The 15,270-nt window shown below is 70.1% G+C and carries 16 protein-coding genes and 3 tRNA genes; 7 read left to right on the top strand and 12 right to left on the bottom strand.

Annotation, left to right across the window (positions count from 1 at the left end; genetic code table 11):
• Positions 1-5: 5 nt before the first annotated feature.
• From AC4D2E_RS12625 to AC4D2E_RS12605, 5 genes are all read right to left on the bottom strand, one after another.
• Positions 6-464 (bottom strand): Asp23/Gls24 family envelope stress response protein, encoded by a 459-nt coding sequence (locus AC4D2E_RS12625; protein WP_104167207.1) that lies wholly within the window; start codon positions 462-464, stop codon positions 6-8.
• Between the two features lie 69 nt (positions 465-533).
• A complete protein-coding gene (locus tag AC4D2E_RS12620; protein ID WP_490952837.1) occupies positions 534-977 on the bottom strand; it encodes a hypothetical protein in 444 nt (147 codons plus the stop codon).
• A gap of 258 nt (positions 978-1,235) precedes the next feature.
• Positions 1,236-1,308 (bottom strand) — tRNA-Phe (locus tag AC4D2E_RS12615).
• Between the two features lie 71 nt (positions 1,309-1,379).
• Positions 1,380-1,453, bottom strand: a tRNA-Asp gene (locus AC4D2E_RS12610).
• 88 nt (positions 1,454-1,541) lie between these two features.
• Positions 1,542-1,614 (bottom strand) — tRNA-Glu (locus AC4D2E_RS12605).
• Between the two features lie 146 nt (positions 1,615-1,760).
• Between AC4D2E_RS12605 and AC4D2E_RS12600 the strand changes: the two genes are divergently transcribed.
• Positions 1,761-2,132, top strand: coding sequence for a metallopeptidase family protein (locus tag AC4D2E_RS12600; RefSeq protein WP_306738501.1), 372 nt, complete (start codon positions 1,761-1,763; stop codon positions 2,130-2,132).
• Between the two features lie 23 nt (positions 2,133-2,155).
• On the opposite strand, the gene AC4D2E_RS12595 is transcribed toward AC4D2E_RS12600, so the two are convergent.
• Complete coding sequence (locus tag AC4D2E_RS12595; RefSeq protein WP_490952836.1) at positions 2,156-3,166, bottom strand: universal stress protein; 1,011 nt, start codon at positions 3,164-3,166, stop codon at positions 2,156-2,158.
• Between the two features lie 253 nt (positions 3,167-3,419).
• Between AC4D2E_RS12595 and AC4D2E_RS12590 the strand changes: the two genes are divergently transcribed.
• Positions 3,420-4,070, top strand: a complete 651-nt coding sequence (locus AC4D2E_RS12590) for an FAD-dependent monooxygenase (protein ID WP_258069823.1) — start codon at positions 3,420-3,422, stop codon at positions 4,068-4,070.
• A gap of 46 nt (positions 4,071-4,116) precedes the next feature.
• On the opposite strand, the gene AC4D2E_RS12585 is transcribed toward AC4D2E_RS12590, so the two are convergent.
• Positions 4,117-4,740, bottom strand: coding sequence for a copper resistance CopC family protein (locus AC4D2E_RS12585; protein WP_490911314.1), 624 nt, complete (start codon positions 4,738-4,740; stop codon positions 4,117-4,119).
• Positions 4,741-4,873: 133 nt separating this feature from the next.
• Between AC4D2E_RS12585 and AC4D2E_RS12580 the strand changes: the two genes are divergently transcribed.
• Positions 4,874-6,325 carry an NCS2 family permease gene (locus AC4D2E_RS12580; protein ID WP_490911316.1) on the top strand — a complete coding sequence of 484 codons (1,452 nt, stop codon included), beginning with the start codon at positions 4,874-4,876 and terminating at the stop codon, positions 6,323-6,325.
• 51 nt (positions 6,326-6,376) lie between these two features.
• Here AC4D2E_RS12580 and AC4D2E_RS12575 read toward each other — a convergent pair whose 3' ends face one another.
• Both AC4D2E_RS12575 and AC4D2E_RS12570 read right to left on the bottom strand, forming a co-directional pair.
• Complete coding sequence (locus AC4D2E_RS12575; RefSeq protein ID WP_490952835.1) at positions 6,377-7,162, bottom strand: 3-hydroxybutyrate dehydrogenase; 786 nt, start codon at positions 7,160-7,162, stop codon at positions 6,377-6,379.
• Positions 7,159-8,565, bottom strand: a complete 1,407-nt coding sequence (locus tag AC4D2E_RS12570) for an MFS transporter (protein ID WP_104167219.1) — start codon at positions 8,563-8,565, stop codon at positions 7,159-7,161. Before AC4D2E_RS12570 ends, AC4D2E_RS12575 begins: the two co-directional genes overlap by 4 nt.
• A 132-nt stretch (positions 8,566-8,697) precedes the next feature.
• Here AC4D2E_RS12570 and AC4D2E_RS12565 point away from each other — a divergent pair, with 132 nt between their 5' ends.
• The gene (locus AC4D2E_RS12565; RefSeq protein ID WP_490952834.1) at positions 8,698-9,588 is read left to right on the top strand and encodes a LysR family transcriptional regulator; all 891 of its coding nucleotides are present in this window, start codon (positions 8,698-8,700) and stop codon (positions 9,586-9,588) included.
• Positions 9,589-9,622: 34 nt separating this feature from the next.
• Here the strand turns inward: AC4D2E_RS12565 and AC4D2E_RS12560 are convergent, their stop codons facing one another.
• From AC4D2E_RS12560 to AC4D2E_RS12550, 3 genes are read right to left on the bottom strand one after another with little or no spacing between them, the layout of a single operon-like run.
• Positions 9,623-10,435, bottom strand: coding sequence for a spermidine synthase (locus tag AC4D2E_RS12560; RefSeq protein ID WP_490952833.1), 813 nt, complete (start codon positions 10,433-10,435; stop codon positions 9,623-9,625).
• Positions 10,436-10,449: 14 nt separating this feature from the next.
• Positions 10,450-10,986 (bottom strand): GNAT family N-acetyltransferase, encoded by a 537-nt coding sequence (locus AC4D2E_RS12555; RefSeq protein WP_490952832.1) that lies wholly within the window; start codon positions 10,984-10,986, stop codon positions 10,450-10,452.
• Between the two features lie 46 nt (positions 10,987-11,032).
• Positions 11,033-11,374: a thiamine-binding protein gene (locus tag AC4D2E_RS12550; RefSeq protein WP_490911323.1), complete on the bottom strand. Its 342-nt coding sequence runs from the start codon at positions 11,372-11,374 to the stop codon at positions 11,033-11,035.
• 245 nt (positions 11,375-11,619) lie between these two features.
• Here AC4D2E_RS12550 and AC4D2E_RS12545 point away from each other — a divergent pair, with 245 nt between their 5' ends.
• The 3 genes from AC4D2E_RS12545 (at position 11,620) to AC4D2E_RS12535 (ending at position 15,246) form a co-directional block, all read left to right on the top strand.
• A complete protein-coding gene (locus AC4D2E_RS12545) occupies positions 11,620-11,895 on the top strand; it encodes a hypothetical protein (RefSeq protein WP_490952831.1) in 276 nt (91 codons plus the stop codon).
• 175 nt (positions 11,896-12,070) lie between these two features.
• The gene (locus AC4D2E_RS12540) at positions 12,071-13,294 is read left to right on the top strand and encodes an MFS transporter (RefSeq protein ID WP_490952830.1); all 1,224 of its coding nucleotides are present in this window, start codon (positions 12,071-12,073) and stop codon (positions 13,292-13,294) included.
• A 326-nt stretch (positions 13,295-13,620) separates the two neighbouring features.
• Positions 13,621-15,246 (top strand): BCCT family transporter, encoded by a 1,626-nt coding sequence (locus AC4D2E_RS12535; protein WP_490952829.1) that lies wholly within the window; start codon positions 13,621-13,623, stop codon positions 15,244-15,246.
• Positions 15,247-15,270 lie beyond the last annotated feature (24 nt).

Genomic DNA, 15,270 nt, shown 5'->3' with positions numbered 1-15,270 from the left:
GTGCCTCACTCGATCTGTCGCTGGAGCTGGGTGGAGCCCGTCGCAGGGGCGCGCTCCGCGGTTCTCGGTTCGGCCGGAGGCGGGAGGTGGACGTCGAGGATCTCGACATTCACCTCGACGACCTCGAGGCCGACGAGCTCCGTCAGTGCCTCGTACACGGCCGCGCGGACGGCGTCGGCGAGCGCGTTCAGCGCGAACCCGTAGGAGGCGACGAGGCTGATGTCCACGGCGAGTTGGGTCTGACCGACTTCGACCTTGACGCCGTGGGAGAGGTCGTTGGCACCGACGGCGTCGCGGATGGCACCCAGGGCGCGCCCGCTGCCGGGGCCCAGCGCGTGGACGCCCGGAACGGCCCGGGCCGCGATGGCGGCGATCTTCACCGCCGCGGCGTCGCCGATCACGGTCCTTCCGTCCGCCGCATTCCGGGGAACGGGCAGCTGCCGGCCCGTGGGTTGGTCGATCATCGGATAACGCCCCTTTCGCTTGTGCCCAAGCGTAAGCCACGGCCCGTCCGGCCTGCCGCGGGCGCCGTGTCAGGACTCCGTGCAGTGCCGCCCGAGCCAGTCCTGGACCGGGACCATGGCGTGCCGGAACGCCTCCTCGTCGAACGTGCCCGATCCCTCGGGTGGTGCTTCGACGGAGAGCGCGAGTGTGGTGAAGTCGTCGTGCAGGTCTTCCGGCACCTTCTCACGGAGGTCGAGGATCTGCTGCTGCAGGGCCAGCAACTCGTCGGGGTCCGAGCCGGAGAGCAGTGTCAGGGGCGCGAGCATGGCGGTGGTCATGCCGCCGGCGACGATGACACAGTGGTCGGAGGTCTCGGGGGCCGCCGTCGGGCTCTCCGCCCCGGCCATGCTGTCCGGTGATGGCGCCGCCGTGCTGGGCTGCGGGGACGGGCTGGCCGGCATCGTCAGCATCGTCTCGGCGGGCGCCGAGTCGCCCTGCCCGCATCCGGCCAGGGCGAGCGCGAGGATGCACAACCCTGTAGCGGAAGGCAGGAGTCTCACTGGTGCCCTTTCGTCTCGGTGCGGTGCCGGGGGTCCAACGCGCGGTGACCGTGCAACTATCCCGGGAAGTTCCCCGCGGCGACCTGGTACGGCGAGGACGACAGCACGCTGCGGACCCTGCACGACGGGCGCGGCCCCGCTGCAATGCTACGGGCGGAACCCCGGGGTTGGCTGGGAGGAGGGCAGACGAGAAAACCCCGCGTTCCGTGGGGAACTGCGGGGTTTCAGCGGTGGCTCCGACCGGCGTCGATCCGGTGACCTTTCGATTTTCAGTCGAACGCTCTACCAACTGAGCTACAGAGCCTTGCAACCATCTTGCGGATGATCACCGTATCCAGCCCGGCCGGCTTCCCCGGGGGGATCCGGCCGCCTGAGCGACCCTGACGGGACTTGAACCCGCGACCTCCGCCGTGACAGGGCGGCGCGCTAACCAACTGCGCTACAGGGCCTTGCTAACTTCACTTGCTGTTTTTGCAAGAGTTCCAGCCTACCAGCACTTTTCGCTCCGGTTGACCGCCCGTGAGGGCGCCTCGTGCGTACCCCCAACGGGATTCGAACCCGTGTCGCCGCCGTGAAAGGGCGGTGTCCTAGGCCACTAGACGATGGGGGCCAGAACCACAGTCCGGGCTCCTGCGACCTTCCGGAGGACGAGCATTTCCGGCGGATCATTCCCTGTCGTGGACCTATAGAACTATAGAGGCACATCGCCGTTTACACAAAATCACCGTCCACGGCCGGAGTGGATACGATCGGGGCGTGCCGTTCGAGATCTCGCGTGAGGAATTCGAGGACGCCGTCGACGACGCGATCGACCGCATCCCCGACGATCTCGCGCGCGCCATGACCAACGTGGCGATCTTCGTGGTGGAGGAGTACGAGCCACCCCCGGGCGAAGCCGCGGACACGGAACTGCTCGGCCTGTACGAGGGCACGCCCCTCACCGAACGGGACTCCTGGTGGGACGCGGGGTCGCTGCCCGATCGCATCAGCATCTTCCGGGGACCCCTCATGCGCCTGTGCGACTCCCGCGAGGAGCTCGTCGAGGAGATCCTGGTGACCGTGGTCCACGAGATCGCACACCACTTCGGCATCGACGACGAGCGGCTCCACCAGCTCGGGTGGGGCTGACGCGGCCCGCGGTGACGGGCCGGTCAGCCGGCCTGGGGAACCATCGGGCCGAACGAACTCCGGTCCTCGAGCCGCGGGTCCGCCCGGTCGGGGACGATCAGCACCGGTCCGCGGGCGTGGTGCAGGACGCCCTGGCTCGTCGATCCCAGGAGCATGCCGGCGAACCCCCCGCGCCCGCGCGTCCCCACGACCAGCAGCTCCGACGTGGCCGAGGCCTCGATGAGCACCTCGGCGGGCGGTCCGTCCACGAGGTCCACCGTGATGTCGACGTCGGGGTAATGGCTCTGCAGCCAGTCGCGGCCGGCGGCCAGCTGGACCGCGAGGTCCGCGTGCAGCGCCTTCCGGTCCACCGGCGCCGGAACCCAGGCGAGCGACCCGTTGAACGGCGCCACGGAACAGATGACACGCAGGGGCAATCCCCTGGAGCGGGCTTCCTCGGCTGCGGCGAGCGAGGCCGTGCGTGCCTGCTCCGACCCGTCGACACCGACCACCACGACGGGCTCCACGGGCGCGTCCCTGTCCTTCCCCTGCTTCCTGCCGAGCTCCGGGTGGCCGAGCCGGACACCGGTGCAGACGGGGATGACCGCCGTCGGGCACTTGGCATGGGCGGGCAGGGCGCTGCTCACGGAGCCGAGCAGCCGGCCGACGAACCCGCCCCGGCCACGCGATCCCACCACCATCAGCTCGGCTTCCTCGGAGAGATCGAGGAGCACCCCGGCGGCGTCGCCCGTCTCGATCCGCGGATGGATCTCCAGCGCCATGCCCTCCAGACGGGACACGGCCTCGTCGAGGACGGCCTGTGCGCTCTCCCGGATGACCTCGTCGTCCACGGTGGCGTAGCCGGCGTCCATGCTCGACGCCGCGAAGACCGGCACCGTGTAGGCGGTCACCACGTAGAGCGGAGCGCTGCGGCGCCCGGCCTCACGCGCGGCCCACAGCAGCGCGCAGATGCTCTGGTCGGAACCGTCCACGCCGACGACTATCCCGTGCTGAACCAGCCCCTGCGGCAAGCCCTCGGTGTTCTCGCTGCTCACGGCAGGCCTCCCTCGGTGGTACCCCGGACCGCCGAAAGCGGCCGGTCCACCATTTGTAGCGCACCGGGGATGATCGGTCTATCCACGGTCCCAAATGTTATATAGGCTGCAGGAACCCGTCGCGGGGCCCTGCCTGGCAGGTGGAGAACCCCGCACGCAGTGCTCCTGGTCGACCGTTCGCACCCAGGAGTCCGTACGGCCCGGAAGAGGCGCCGGGCCGTACGGAATTCATGCTTCGTGTGGAGGTAACCCGGTGGATTCCTTGCCGCTTGATCCCGTCCGTTCTGCGTCTGCGTCTGCGCCCGCCGCGGCCGAGCAGACGAGCACCGTGGTCATCGGCTCCGGGCTGTCGGGCCTCGCCGTCGCCAGCGAGCTCAGCCGCCGCGGCATCGACGCGATCGTCGTCGAGAGCGTCGAGTGCTTCGACTCCGGGCCCCTGCGCACCGTCATGACGGACTCCGTCTCCCTCTCGGAACGCACCGAACTGATGCGGCTCCTGCGCGGCTACGCGACCGCCCACCAGATCGACGTCCGCCAGACCACCGTGGCCGAACAGCTCTGCATCATCGGCCACCCCCAACTCATCAAGGCTCCTGTGGAGCGCAAGAAGTGGGCGGTCCAGACGGCGGACGGGGTGCTCCTCGCCGACCACGTGGTCCTCACGAAGTTCCCGCAGAACGAGCTGCGCAGGTTCCTCCGCTCGATGGACATCGCGATCGGCCGCGACGTCAAGGACACCCTGCGCGCGATCGGGCTCTACCTCGTGGGCGTCGGCGAACTCCTGACGCCCACCACGCGCGAGATCATCCGCCAGGCGAAGCTGGTCAGCGACGCCATCGTGGAGCAGGGGCCCTCCGCCCTGAACCGCATCGTGCCACCCCGCGCGGCGATCTCGCCCCTGTAGGCCGGGTGCTGCGGGCGCCTGTCCATCCGCGCCTACGTGCCGGCGCCTACCTGCCGGCGCCGAGCCGCTTCCGTGCCGTGACCGCGAGCACGACGGCGATGGCCACGAGTGCCGCGATCATGAGGACGATGCTCCAGGGGAAGTCGCCGACGCCGGCCTGCTGGGTCTCCTCCGCCTGATCGTCCTGGACGTCCATGGGACCGGGCGTGCTCGCGGTGTCCGGCGCCGTCGTCCCGCCCTCCTGCGTGGTGAAGGCGAAGGAACCCTCGATGGGGTGGGAGTCGGCGCTGACCACACGCCAGTTGACGGTGTACTCGCCCGCGGGAGCGCCCGGGCGCAGGGGCTGGGTGGCCGAGCGGTCGACGATCGCCGCAGGACCGTCCGCCCAGTCCGCCCCGGATGCGTCCAGGACCTGGATCTGCGCTCCGATCCCGGACGGGACGCTGGAGAAGCTCAGTTCCAGGCTCGGCGGCAGCACGTCCACCACGGCGCCCTCTGCGGGATTGCTCCCGGTCAGCTCGTCGTGGGCGGTCGCGGCCCCACCGGCGCCCAGGAGGACCGCGAGCGCGAGCAGGACGGCGGGGAGGAGCGCCGCGAGGACCCGGTCAGCACGACGGCGGCGCGGGCGGTCGAATGTCGCGGACCGGGAGGGCAGGAGGAAGGCAGCCATGCTTCCACCCTACGTGGCGTCCCTGATGGCGTGCTGGGACACCGGGCTCCCGCCGAGGTCCGTCACGAACGGGGCCACAGCGGACCACCGGGATAGAATTTCCCCGACCCGCCCCTTCCCCCTAGGACCTCCCATGCTCAAAACCGGTTCCGCGCTGGATCGCTACTTCCACATCACCCAGCGGGGGTCGTCCGTCTCCCGCGAGATCCGGGGCGGACTCGCCACCTTCTTCGCCATGAGCTACATCGTGGTGCTCAACCCGCTCATCCTTGCCGGCGCCGATTCCTCGGGCACCGAGCTCGGGTTCGAACGCGTCGCCGCGGTGACCGCGCTCGTGGCCGGCATCCTGACCATCGTCATGGGCGCCTGGGCCAAGTACCCCTTCGCCCTCGCCACCGGACTCGGCGTCAACGCGTTCGTGGCGATCACCGTCGCGACGAACCCCGGCCTGACCTGGCCGGACATCATGGGCCTGGTCATGCTCGCGGGCCTCACCATGCTGGTGCTGGTCCTGACCGGGTTCCGTACGGCCGTCTTCAACGCCGTCCCTGAGAGCCTGAAGACGGCGATCGTGGTGGGCATCGGCCTGTTCATCGCGCTGATCGGCCTGGTCAATGCGGGCTTCGTGCGCCGCGTCCCCGACGTCGCCAACACCACCGTGCCCGTGGGCCTCGGCTTCGGCGGCGTCCTCATCGGGTGGCCCACCCTGGTGTTCGTCTTCGGCCTGATCCTGACGATCGCCCTGGTGGTCCGCAGGGTGCGCGGGGCGATCCTCATCGGCGTGCTCGCCGCGACGGTGCTCGCCGTCGTCCTCGAGGCCGTCTTCGATATCGGTGCCAGCTTCACGCCGGGCGAGGAGCCGAACCCGGCAGGGTGGTCGCTCGTGGTCCCGGAGCTCCCGTCCGGCTCGTGGGTCGGTGTCCCCGACCTCAGCCTCATCGGCAACGTGAGCCTCTTCGGGGCCTTCGGGCATCTCGGCGGGACCGCGGCGGTGCTGCTGACCTTCACGATCCTGCTGAGCATCTTCTTCGACGCCATGGGCACCATGGTGGGGCTCGCGAACGAGGCGAAGCTCGTCGACGCCAAGGGCAACATCCCCGGCGTGAACCGCGTCCTCGTGATCGACGCCCTCGGGGCCGTGGCAGGCGGCGCGGGATCCGTCTCGTCCAACCAGATCTACGTCGAGTCCGGGGCGGGCATCGGCGAGGGAGCCCGGACGGGCCTCGCCAACGTGGTGACGGGCATGCTGTTCCTCCTGGCGATGTTCTTCACACCGCTCATCAGCCTGGTGCCGTTCGAGGCCGTTGCTCCGGCCCTCGTGGTGGTGGGCTTCATGATGGTGGCGCAGGTGGGGCGCATCGACTTCGACGACTGGGGCATCGCCATCCCGGCGTTCCTCACCTTCACCCTCATGCCGTTCACCTACTCGATCGCGAACGGCCTCGGCGCGGGCTTCATCGCCTTCGTCCTGATCCGCGCCATCCAGGGCCGCGGCCGCGAGGTGCACCCGCTGATGTGGGCCGTGGCCGCCGCGTTCGTGGTGTTCTTCGGCATCGGGCCGATCGAGGAGATCCTCGGCGTCTGATCCGCGGCCGACGACGGCGGTCCGGGGACCGCCGTCGCCTCTCCTCCGTGATCAGCGGGCGGACCAGCCGCCGTCCATGACGTAGGAGGAGCCGGTGACCATCCCGGCGTCGTCGCCCGCCAGCCATGCGACGAGCGAGGCGACCTCCTCCGGTTCCACGAGCCGCTTGATGGCGGCCTCGGTGAGCATGATCTGTCCGAGGACCTCCTCCTCGCTGATCCCGTGCACGCGGGCCTGATCGGCCAGCTGGTGCTCCACCAGCGGCGTCCGGACGTAGCCCGGGTTGACGCAGTTGCTCGTGACGCCGTGGGCGCCGCCCTCGAGGGCCGTGACCTTGGAGAGACCCTCGAGGCCGTGCTTGGCCGCGACGTAGGCGGCCTTGAACGGCGAGGCACGCAGCCCGTGGACCGACGAGATGTTGATGATCCGGCCGAAGCCCCGCGCGTACATGCCCGGGAGTGCGGCGCGGATGAGGAGGAACGGCGCCTCGACCATCAGCCGCTGGATGCGGCGGAAGTCCTCGGGGTCGAACTCCTCGAGGGGGCTGACGGTCTGGATCCCGGCGTTGTTCACGAGGATGTCCGTCTCGAGTGTCAGCGTCTCGAGCGCCCGCGTGTCGAGGAGGTCCACCGCCCACGCGTCGCCGCCGAGGTCGGCCGCCAGGTCTCCGGCGCCGGCTTCGTCCCGGTCCGCGACCACGACGTGCGCTCCGCGTCCAGCGAGCGCTCGGGCGCAGGCTGCTCCGATGCCGCTCGCACCGCCCGTGACCAGTGCCCGCCGGCCGGACAGGGGCCCGGCGGTCGGAGCGGTCACCGGTTGGGACGCCGTCGTGCTCATGGCTTGGCCTGTCCTGCGACCGGCTCGTCCAGTCCGTGGCGGCGCGCATCCTCGGCGTCGACCTCGCGCAGGGAGGCTCCGCGGGTCTCCTTCAGGGTCAGCACCGCGACGAGGGTGATCCCGCAGGCGATCACGAGATAGATGGCCACGGGCACCCAGCTGCTGTATTCCTGCAGGAGGGCCGTCGCGATGATCGGCGCGAGGGATCCCGCGAGGATCGAGGTCACCTGGTAGCCCAGGGAGACGCCGGAGTAGCGCATGCGCGTGGGGAACATCTCCGACATGATGGCCGGCTGGCCCGCGTACATGAGGGCGTGGAAGACGAGGCCGATGGTGACCGCCAGGATGATCAGGAAGGGGTTCAGGGTGTCGAACATCGGGAAGGCGAAGAACGCCCACGTGGCACCGAGGACCACTCCGGCGAGATAGACCGGCTTGCGGCCGAAGGCGTCCGAGAGCCTGCCCACCTGCGGGATCACGAGGAAGTGGACGACGTGGGCGATCAGCAGGGCCAGGAGGAGCTGCGAGGTGTCGTACTGGTGCACGGTCTTGAGGTAGACGATCGTGAAGCTGACGATGATGTAGTAGAGGATGTTCTCGGCGAACCGCAGGCCCATGGCCCCGAGGACCCCCTTGGGGTACCGCTTGACCACTTCGAAGACGCCGTAGCTGACAGCCTTCTCGGATTCGATCTTCTCGCGTGCCTCGAGGAAGATCGGCGCCTCGCTGACGTGGGTCCGGATGTAGTAGCCGATCACCACGATGATCGCGGAGGCCCAGAAGGCCACGCGCCAGCCCCAGCTGAGGAATTCGTCCTGCGGCAGGATCCAGCTCATGCCCAGCAGGACGAGCGTGGCCAGGAGGTTGCCCACCGGGACGGCCGCCTGCGGCCAGCTGGACCAGAACCCGCGGGACCGGTTGGGGCTGTGCTCGGCGACGAGGAGCACGGCGCCGCCCCACTCCCCGCCGACGGCGAAGCCCTGGACGAAGCGCAGGACCACCAGCAGCGCCGGAGCCCAGTAGCCGATCGAGTTGAAGCCGGGGAGGCATCCCATGAGGAAGGTGGCGACGCCCACGAGGATGATCGTGATCTGGAGCGTGTGCTTCCGTCCGAGCTTGTCGCCGATCTGCCCGAAGACGATCCCGCCGAGCGGCCGGGCCACGAAGCCGACGGCGTACGTGAGGAAGGCCGCGATGATGCCGTCGAGTTCGGAACCTGCGTTGGGGAAGAACAACGTCCCGAAGACCAGGCTCGCCGCCGTGGCGTACAGGAAGAACTCGTACCACTCGACGATCGTCCCGACCATGGCGGCTCCGACGATCCGCTTGAGGCCCGATGTCTCTTCCGGCGCGTCACCGCCCTTCCGGCTACCGGGGGTACTCGCCCGCTGATTGACGCTCATGGGATCTCCTTGGTCGACGCTGACAGGGGTGCCGGCCCGCAGGGGGCCGCGGCTGGTTCTGTTCGAGTATCCCTGCGACCCTCCGGTCCGCCAATGACCAGATCGGCACCAGCGCTCTGCAATACTGCAGATATGTCCGCGCCCAATGCCCAGGATCTCGTGGTGCTGCTCGCCGTCGCACAGAGCGGGCGATTCACCACGGCCGGTGAGTCGCTGGGGCTGAACCACACCACGGTGTCCCGGCGGATCGCGGCCCTGGAGAAGGCGCTCGGCGGGCGGGTCCTCTCCCGTGGCAGCGGCGGGTGGGAGCTGACGGACCTGGGCCGACGGGCGGTGGACGCGGCAGCCGTCGTCGCGGAGGCGGTCGCCCGGCTGGGTGATGGTGACGGCGCGCTCTCGGGCGTGGTGCGGATGAGTGCCACCGACGGCTTCAGCGCCTTCATCGCGGCCCCCGCCTTCGCCCGGCTCCGGGCCGCGAACCCCCTGCTGCGCATCGAGATCGTCAGTACGACCCGCCGGGCCTCGCAGACCCGGACGGGCCTCGACTTCGAGGTGGTGGTCGGCGAACCGCAGGTGCACCGGGCGGAGGCGGAGCGGCTGGGCTCCTACGTCCTCGGGCTGTACGCGTCCGAGGAGTACCTCGCGGCACACGGGGCGCCGGCGACGCTCGTGGAGGCCATGGATCATCAGCTCGTGTACTTCATCGACGCGATGCTGCAGGTGGACAGCCTCGATGCCCCCCGGCGGCTCCTTCCCGCCATGCGTGACGCCCTGAGTTCGACCAACGTCTTCGTCCACGTCGAAGCCACCCGGGCGGGCGCCGGGCTCGGCCTGCTGCCCTGCTTCATGGCCGATCGGCACGCCGACCTCGTCCGGCTCCTCCCCGACGACGTCGCCGAGGAACTCGACTACTGGCTCGTGGTGCGGGCGGACGCGCTGCGCCAGCCGGCGATCGCCGCCGTCGTCGACGCCCTGAGGCACTCGACCGCGGCCATGGAGCCGCAGCTCCTGGGCCTCGGCTGACGGTCCGGGAGCGGGCGCCGGCCGGTGCGCTCCCTCAGTCCGCGAGGAGCCGGGCGTTCGCGGCGAACGTCCGGACCCGGGCGTCCTGCCAGAGGTGTGCCGGCACTCCCCCGCCGAGCAGTTCGCGCGCCAGTCCCGGATCCTCGCCGAGGGGGGCGTCGCTGCCGGCGATGATCACGTTGCCGTAGCGCCGGCCCTTCAGCATCGCGGGGTCGGCGACGATCGCGGTGTGCGCGAACTCCGCGGCGATGGTCGCGGCCTCCCGCCGTGCCATCGCCAGGTTCGGGGTGTCGCCGCAGTTGACGAGGTAGACGCCGTCGGCCGCGAGCACGCGCCTGGCCGCCCGGGTGAACTCCGTCGTCGTCAGGGATGCGGGCGTGACCGCCCCGGCGAAGACGTCCCGGATGACGAGGTCGCGGCTGTCCTCGCTGAGGGACTCCGTCACGGCGCGGGCCTCCCCGACCCGGATGCGCACGAGGGGTGCGCGCGGCAGGTCGAACCACGTGCGGACCAGCTCCGCGAGCCGCCCGTCGAGTTCGACGACGACCTGGCGGGCCTGGGGGTGGCTCGCGGCGAAGCGGCGCGCGAGCGAGCACGCCCCTCCCCCGAGATGCAGCACCCGCAGCCGCTCCGACGGCGCCCACCGGGAGTCGACGAGGGAGGCGATCCAGTGCATGTACTCGAAGTCCAGGTGCAGCGGATCGTCCAGGTCGATATGGGAGCTGGGGACGCCGTTGACGCGCAGCACCCAGCCGTTCGGGCTGTACGGATCGGGCTCGAGCTCGCACGTCCCGGTGTCGATCGGGAACTCGCCGATCTCGGGGCGGGGCCCTGCCGGTTTCGCCATCGTCGGAAGCCTTCTCATTCTCGGTCGGGGCGGTGCATGCGGAACATGGGCCGGTGGTGCCAGGTGGGTCCGCAGAGCATGGACGTGCCGTCCGGTGCGAAGCCGTTGCGGACGTAGAAGCGCTCGGCCCGCGGATTGCCGTTCAGGATCCAGAGGTACGCTGCCCGGGCGCCGATCGCCGTGTCCAGCAGGCGTTGTCCGAGACCCGAGCCGTGCGTGGACCGCAGCGTGTAGATGTGGTGCAGCTCGAAGTCGGGGCGGTCCTCGTCCCGGCCCGGGCCGGAGGTCGCGATGGCGACCGGCCCGCCGTCGTCGTCGAACGCCAGCCAGCTCCGTGCGCTGCCGGGGGTCCGCGCCGCCTCCTCGAACGCCGCACGACGGCGCGCGATCAGGTGGGGCAGCTCGGCGTCGTAGTACGCGTGGTACTCCGGGGGCATGATGTGCTCGTACGTCTCGTGCAGGCCGGCGACGTGGGTGCGGACGTACGCCTCCGCGTCGTCGGCGGTGGCCGGCCGGATCACGTAGGGCAGTGTCAGCAGGGGCTGTGTCACCGTGTCAGCTTAGTGGCCCGGGGCTACCGCCCCGGTCCGGGCGGTCCTAGGAGTGGCCCTCGAACTGTTCCTGTTCGGCGAGCGCCGCCTCGAGCCGCTCGACCTTGCCGGTCAGCTCCCCCGTCCTGCCGGGGCGGATGTCCGCCTTCAGCACGAGGGACACGCGGCTCCCGTAGCGGCCAGCGGCCTCCGTGGCGTGCTTGACCACGGCCATCACCTCGTCCCACTCGCCCTCGATGGTGGTGAACATCGAATCGGTGGAGTTCGGGAGGCCCGATTCCCGGACGACGGCGACCGCGGCGGCGACGGCGTCGTGCACCGAGCCGTCGGGATCCTCGCCGGAGAGGGCGGAGGTTCCGGACGGGGCGACACTGAAGGCTACGAGCATGGTCCCAGTCTGGCATGCCACCGTCCCCGGGGTCAGCCCCAGTCGGTCAAGGCGCCGAGGGTGCGCAGGCCCGGACCTGGTGCGCCGGCGGCGCTGCGGGTCCGGGCACCCGGCGCGGCGGCCCGCCCCACCGCGACTCGCTCCGGGCCCCGGCGATCGCTAAGCCAACTGCTTGTTGCCACCCTCTGCCGGCCGTTAAGATTCAGACGGTCGCCGTGCGGTCCACGGCCAGCAGATTGGATGCCATGAAGAGCAGGATCTCCCCCGATGAGCCGTTCCCCGAGGACCTGGGTGATTTGAAGGACCAGGACGTCGAAGTCCTCAACAGCAAGGTCCACCGGGAGGTCGACCACGAGTTCGCGACGGAGGGGGAGGTCGACCCCGAGACGGCGGCACGCAGGGACGAAGTCGCAGGTGAGCTCGACGACCGGGACGCCGGCCCCGGCCTCAGACTGGTGCCCCGGCACGACGAGGACGACGAGGACGAGGGCAACGCCGTCCGGGCCGACGGCGGGCGCTAGGCGGAACTGCCGCACACCGGCCTGACGTCACGGGAGCACTTCGGGGAATGCTCCGTGCGGCATGTGCGTTGCCGCAGGAGTCGCGCCACTCAGAGGGCCCGACCTCTGTAAGCCTCCCGGTCTTCAACGGTGCGACCGGGGCGACGACCGCCGGACATCCCACGATTGGTACCCCTTGTCTGTTTCCTCCGCGAAGGTGACCACCACCGCGCCGTTCCCCTATATCGGGCTGCTGTCCCTTGCCGGAGCGATCTTCGTCTCCGTCACGAGCGAATTCCTGCCCACCGGCCTCCTGCCGGCCATGGCACGGGACCTCGGCGTCGGCATCTCGACCGCCGGCTATCTCGTGACCATCTTCGCCGGAACCGTCGTCGTCGCCACCACGCCCCTGGCCGCCGTGACGCAGCGGTTCTCCCGCAAGTCCCTGATCGTCGTCGTCCTCCTGGTGATCGCGGTCTCGAACGTGCTCGCGGCGATCGCCCCCACCTACGGTGTGCTCGTGGCCGCGCGCATCCTCGGCGGACTGGCGCACGGCCTGTTCTGGGCCGTGGTCGCCGCCTACTCCGCGCACCTCGTCCCGGCGCACCAGCTCGGCAAGGCGGTTGCCATCACCGCGGGCGGCGGCACGGCCGCATTCGTGCTGGGTGTCCCCGTGGGCACCGCGATCGGGAACGCGCTCGGCTGGCGTGCAGCGTTCACGATCATCGGCGTGGTCGTCGCCCTGCTCGCCCTGGTGATCGTGAAGTTCCTGCCGCCCGTCGACCACCACGTGGAGCGGAAGGCGGGCGAGGTGCGCGTCCCGCTGCGCCGCGACCCGAGCTTCCGCGCGGTCATCCTGCTGTGCACCGTCATCCTGATCCTGCTGACCGGCCAGAACACCTTCTACACGTACATCGCGGCATGGCTGACCGACGTCTCGGCCTTCGAACCCGGGTCCGTCGCCCTCGTCCTGTTCCTCTACGGCGGCGCGGGCATCATCGGCCTTGTCGGCGCCGGCTACGCCGCGGACCGCTTCCCCCGGAAGGCGTTCGTCGGTGTGGTCCTGATGGTCATGGCCGCCGTCCTCACCCTCGCCCTCGCGACCTCCAACACCGTGGTGGTGCTCGTCGGCGTCATCGTCTGGGGTGCCGCGTTCGGCGGGATCCCGGCCCTGCTGCAGACGCGCATGCTCCGCACCGCCTCCTTCCGCACGCGTGACCTCTCGGCTGCCCTGCAGACGACGGCGTTCAACATCGGCATCGGCGGCGGCGCCCTCCTCGGCGGGCTCCTGCTCGACGGCATCGGCCTCGACATCCTCCCGTTCACGATGATCGCGATCGTCGCCGCCGGCCTTGCCCTGAGCCTCGCGACCGACACCGTCAAGGACCGGCGGGAACGGCGCCGGCTCCGCGCCGACTGACCAGGGACGGCGCATTCCTGCGCGCGGACGGGCGCCGGGAATAGGGCATTCATCACAGTCGGGGGTTTCCGCAACTCCTCGAGGAGGCTCTTCCCGGGCGCCGTCCGTAGCCGGCGTACGGGATGGCCCGCCGCCCGGACGGTCCGCGACCCGCCGTCGAGGATCGCCGCAGCCACAGGGAAGCAGGGCTCATCCGGTCAATCCCGGAGCAGGTTCCGACGGGCGGATCCCCGGTGCATCATCCACCGCCGACGGGCTCCTGCAAGCGGGTTCTCGCGCAGGATCCGCCCGGAGCAGGCCGCCACCGCACGCGTACGGTCGGGAGTATGTCTAATTCCACCCAGCCCATCCAAGGATCACCGCCCAGCGAGGACACACCCTTCGAGGTCCCTCCCGGACAGGCTCCCACGAAGGCTGCGCTGGACAAGCCCGTCCTCTTCGTCTCCCTCTCGATCGTCATCCTGCTGATGCTCGCGGCAGTCCTCTCCCCCACCCGTTTCTCGGACTTCACCACCTCCGTCCTCACCGGACTCGTGGCGAACTTCGGGTGGGCCTTCGTCCTCACTGCCACCGGCTTCGTGGTGTTCGCCCTGTTCCTGGCGTTCAGCAAGTACGGCCGGATCACCCTCGGGCAGGACGGCGAGAAGCCCGAGCATTCGCGGCTGTCCTGGATCGCCATGATGTTCAGCGCCGGCATGGGCATCGGGCTCATGTTCTACGGCGTCACCGAGCCCATCTCCCATTACACCGCGCCGCCCGTCGAGGGTATCGAGCCCGGCAGTTCGGAAGCCGCCCGGCAGGCCATGAACTACACGCTCTTCCACTGGGCCATCCACCCCTGGGCCATCTACGCCGTCGTCGGCCTGGCCCTCGCCTACTCGGCCTTCCGGAGGGGTCGCGGCGTCGGCTTCAGTGGCGCATTCACGGCCCTGTTCCGCGGCCGCCCCGCACCCCGGGCCCTGCGCGCCATCGACGTGTTCGCGATCTTCGCGACCCTCTTCGGATCGGCCACCTCCCTGGGCCTCGGCGTCCTGCAGATCAACGGCGGTCTCTCCGAGGTCTTCGGCACGGGCAGCAGCCTGGCCCTGCAGATCGGCATCATCGCCGTGCTCACCGTCTGCTTCGTCATCTCCGCCGTCAGCGGCGTGAGCCGCGGCATCAAGTGGCTCTCCAACGGCAACATGATCCTGGCCCTGGCCCTGCTGTTCTTCCTGTTCGTCGTGGGCCCCACGGTCTTCATCCTCGAACTGATCCCGGCCTCGGCAGGCAGCTACCTCGTCAGCCTGCCGCAGATGGCGTCCCGCACGGGCGCGTTCGGCGGCCACGAGTGGCTCGCCGCATGGACCATCTTCTACTGGGCGTGGTGGGTCTCGTGGACGCCCTTCGTCGGTTCCTTCCTGGCGAAGATCTCGCGCGGACGCACCATCCGGGAGTTCGTGATCGGCGTCGTCGCCGTCCCCAGCGTCATCAGCGTGATCTGGTTCGGTGTCTGGGGCGGCTCGGCGCTCAACCTGCAGGACAACGGGGTCGACATCGCGGCCGCCACCGCCGAGAGCCAGGAGTCCGCGATGTTCGCGCTCCTCGCCCAGTACCCGCTGGCTGCGGTGACCTCGATCCTCGTGGTGATCCTCGTGGCAGTCTTCTTCATCTCGGGTGCGGACGCCTCCTCGATCGTGCTCGGGTCACTCTCCTCCTTCGGCGCAGCCGTCCCCCGCAAGTGGCTGACCATCCTGTGGGGCACACTGACCGGCGCGGTCGCCGCCGTCCTGCTCTCGGTCGGAAGCCTCGAGGCCCTGCAGACGCTGACCATCATCGCCGCCGCCCCGTTCCTGCTCGTCATGATCGGGCTGTGCGTGGCCCTCATGATGGATCTGTCGAAGGACCCGCTCATCACCGGCGCCCGCCGCACCGGCTCGCGGGCCGCGCGGAGGATCACCACCCCACAGCCCTGACGCGCCCGGGGGCGATGCGCCGGG

Source organism: Arthrobacter sp. TJ-265 (genome assembly GCF_058269135.1).
Note: the sequence above shows the minus strand (reverse complement) of the source record. Positions and strands in the feature narration are given on the sequence as shown.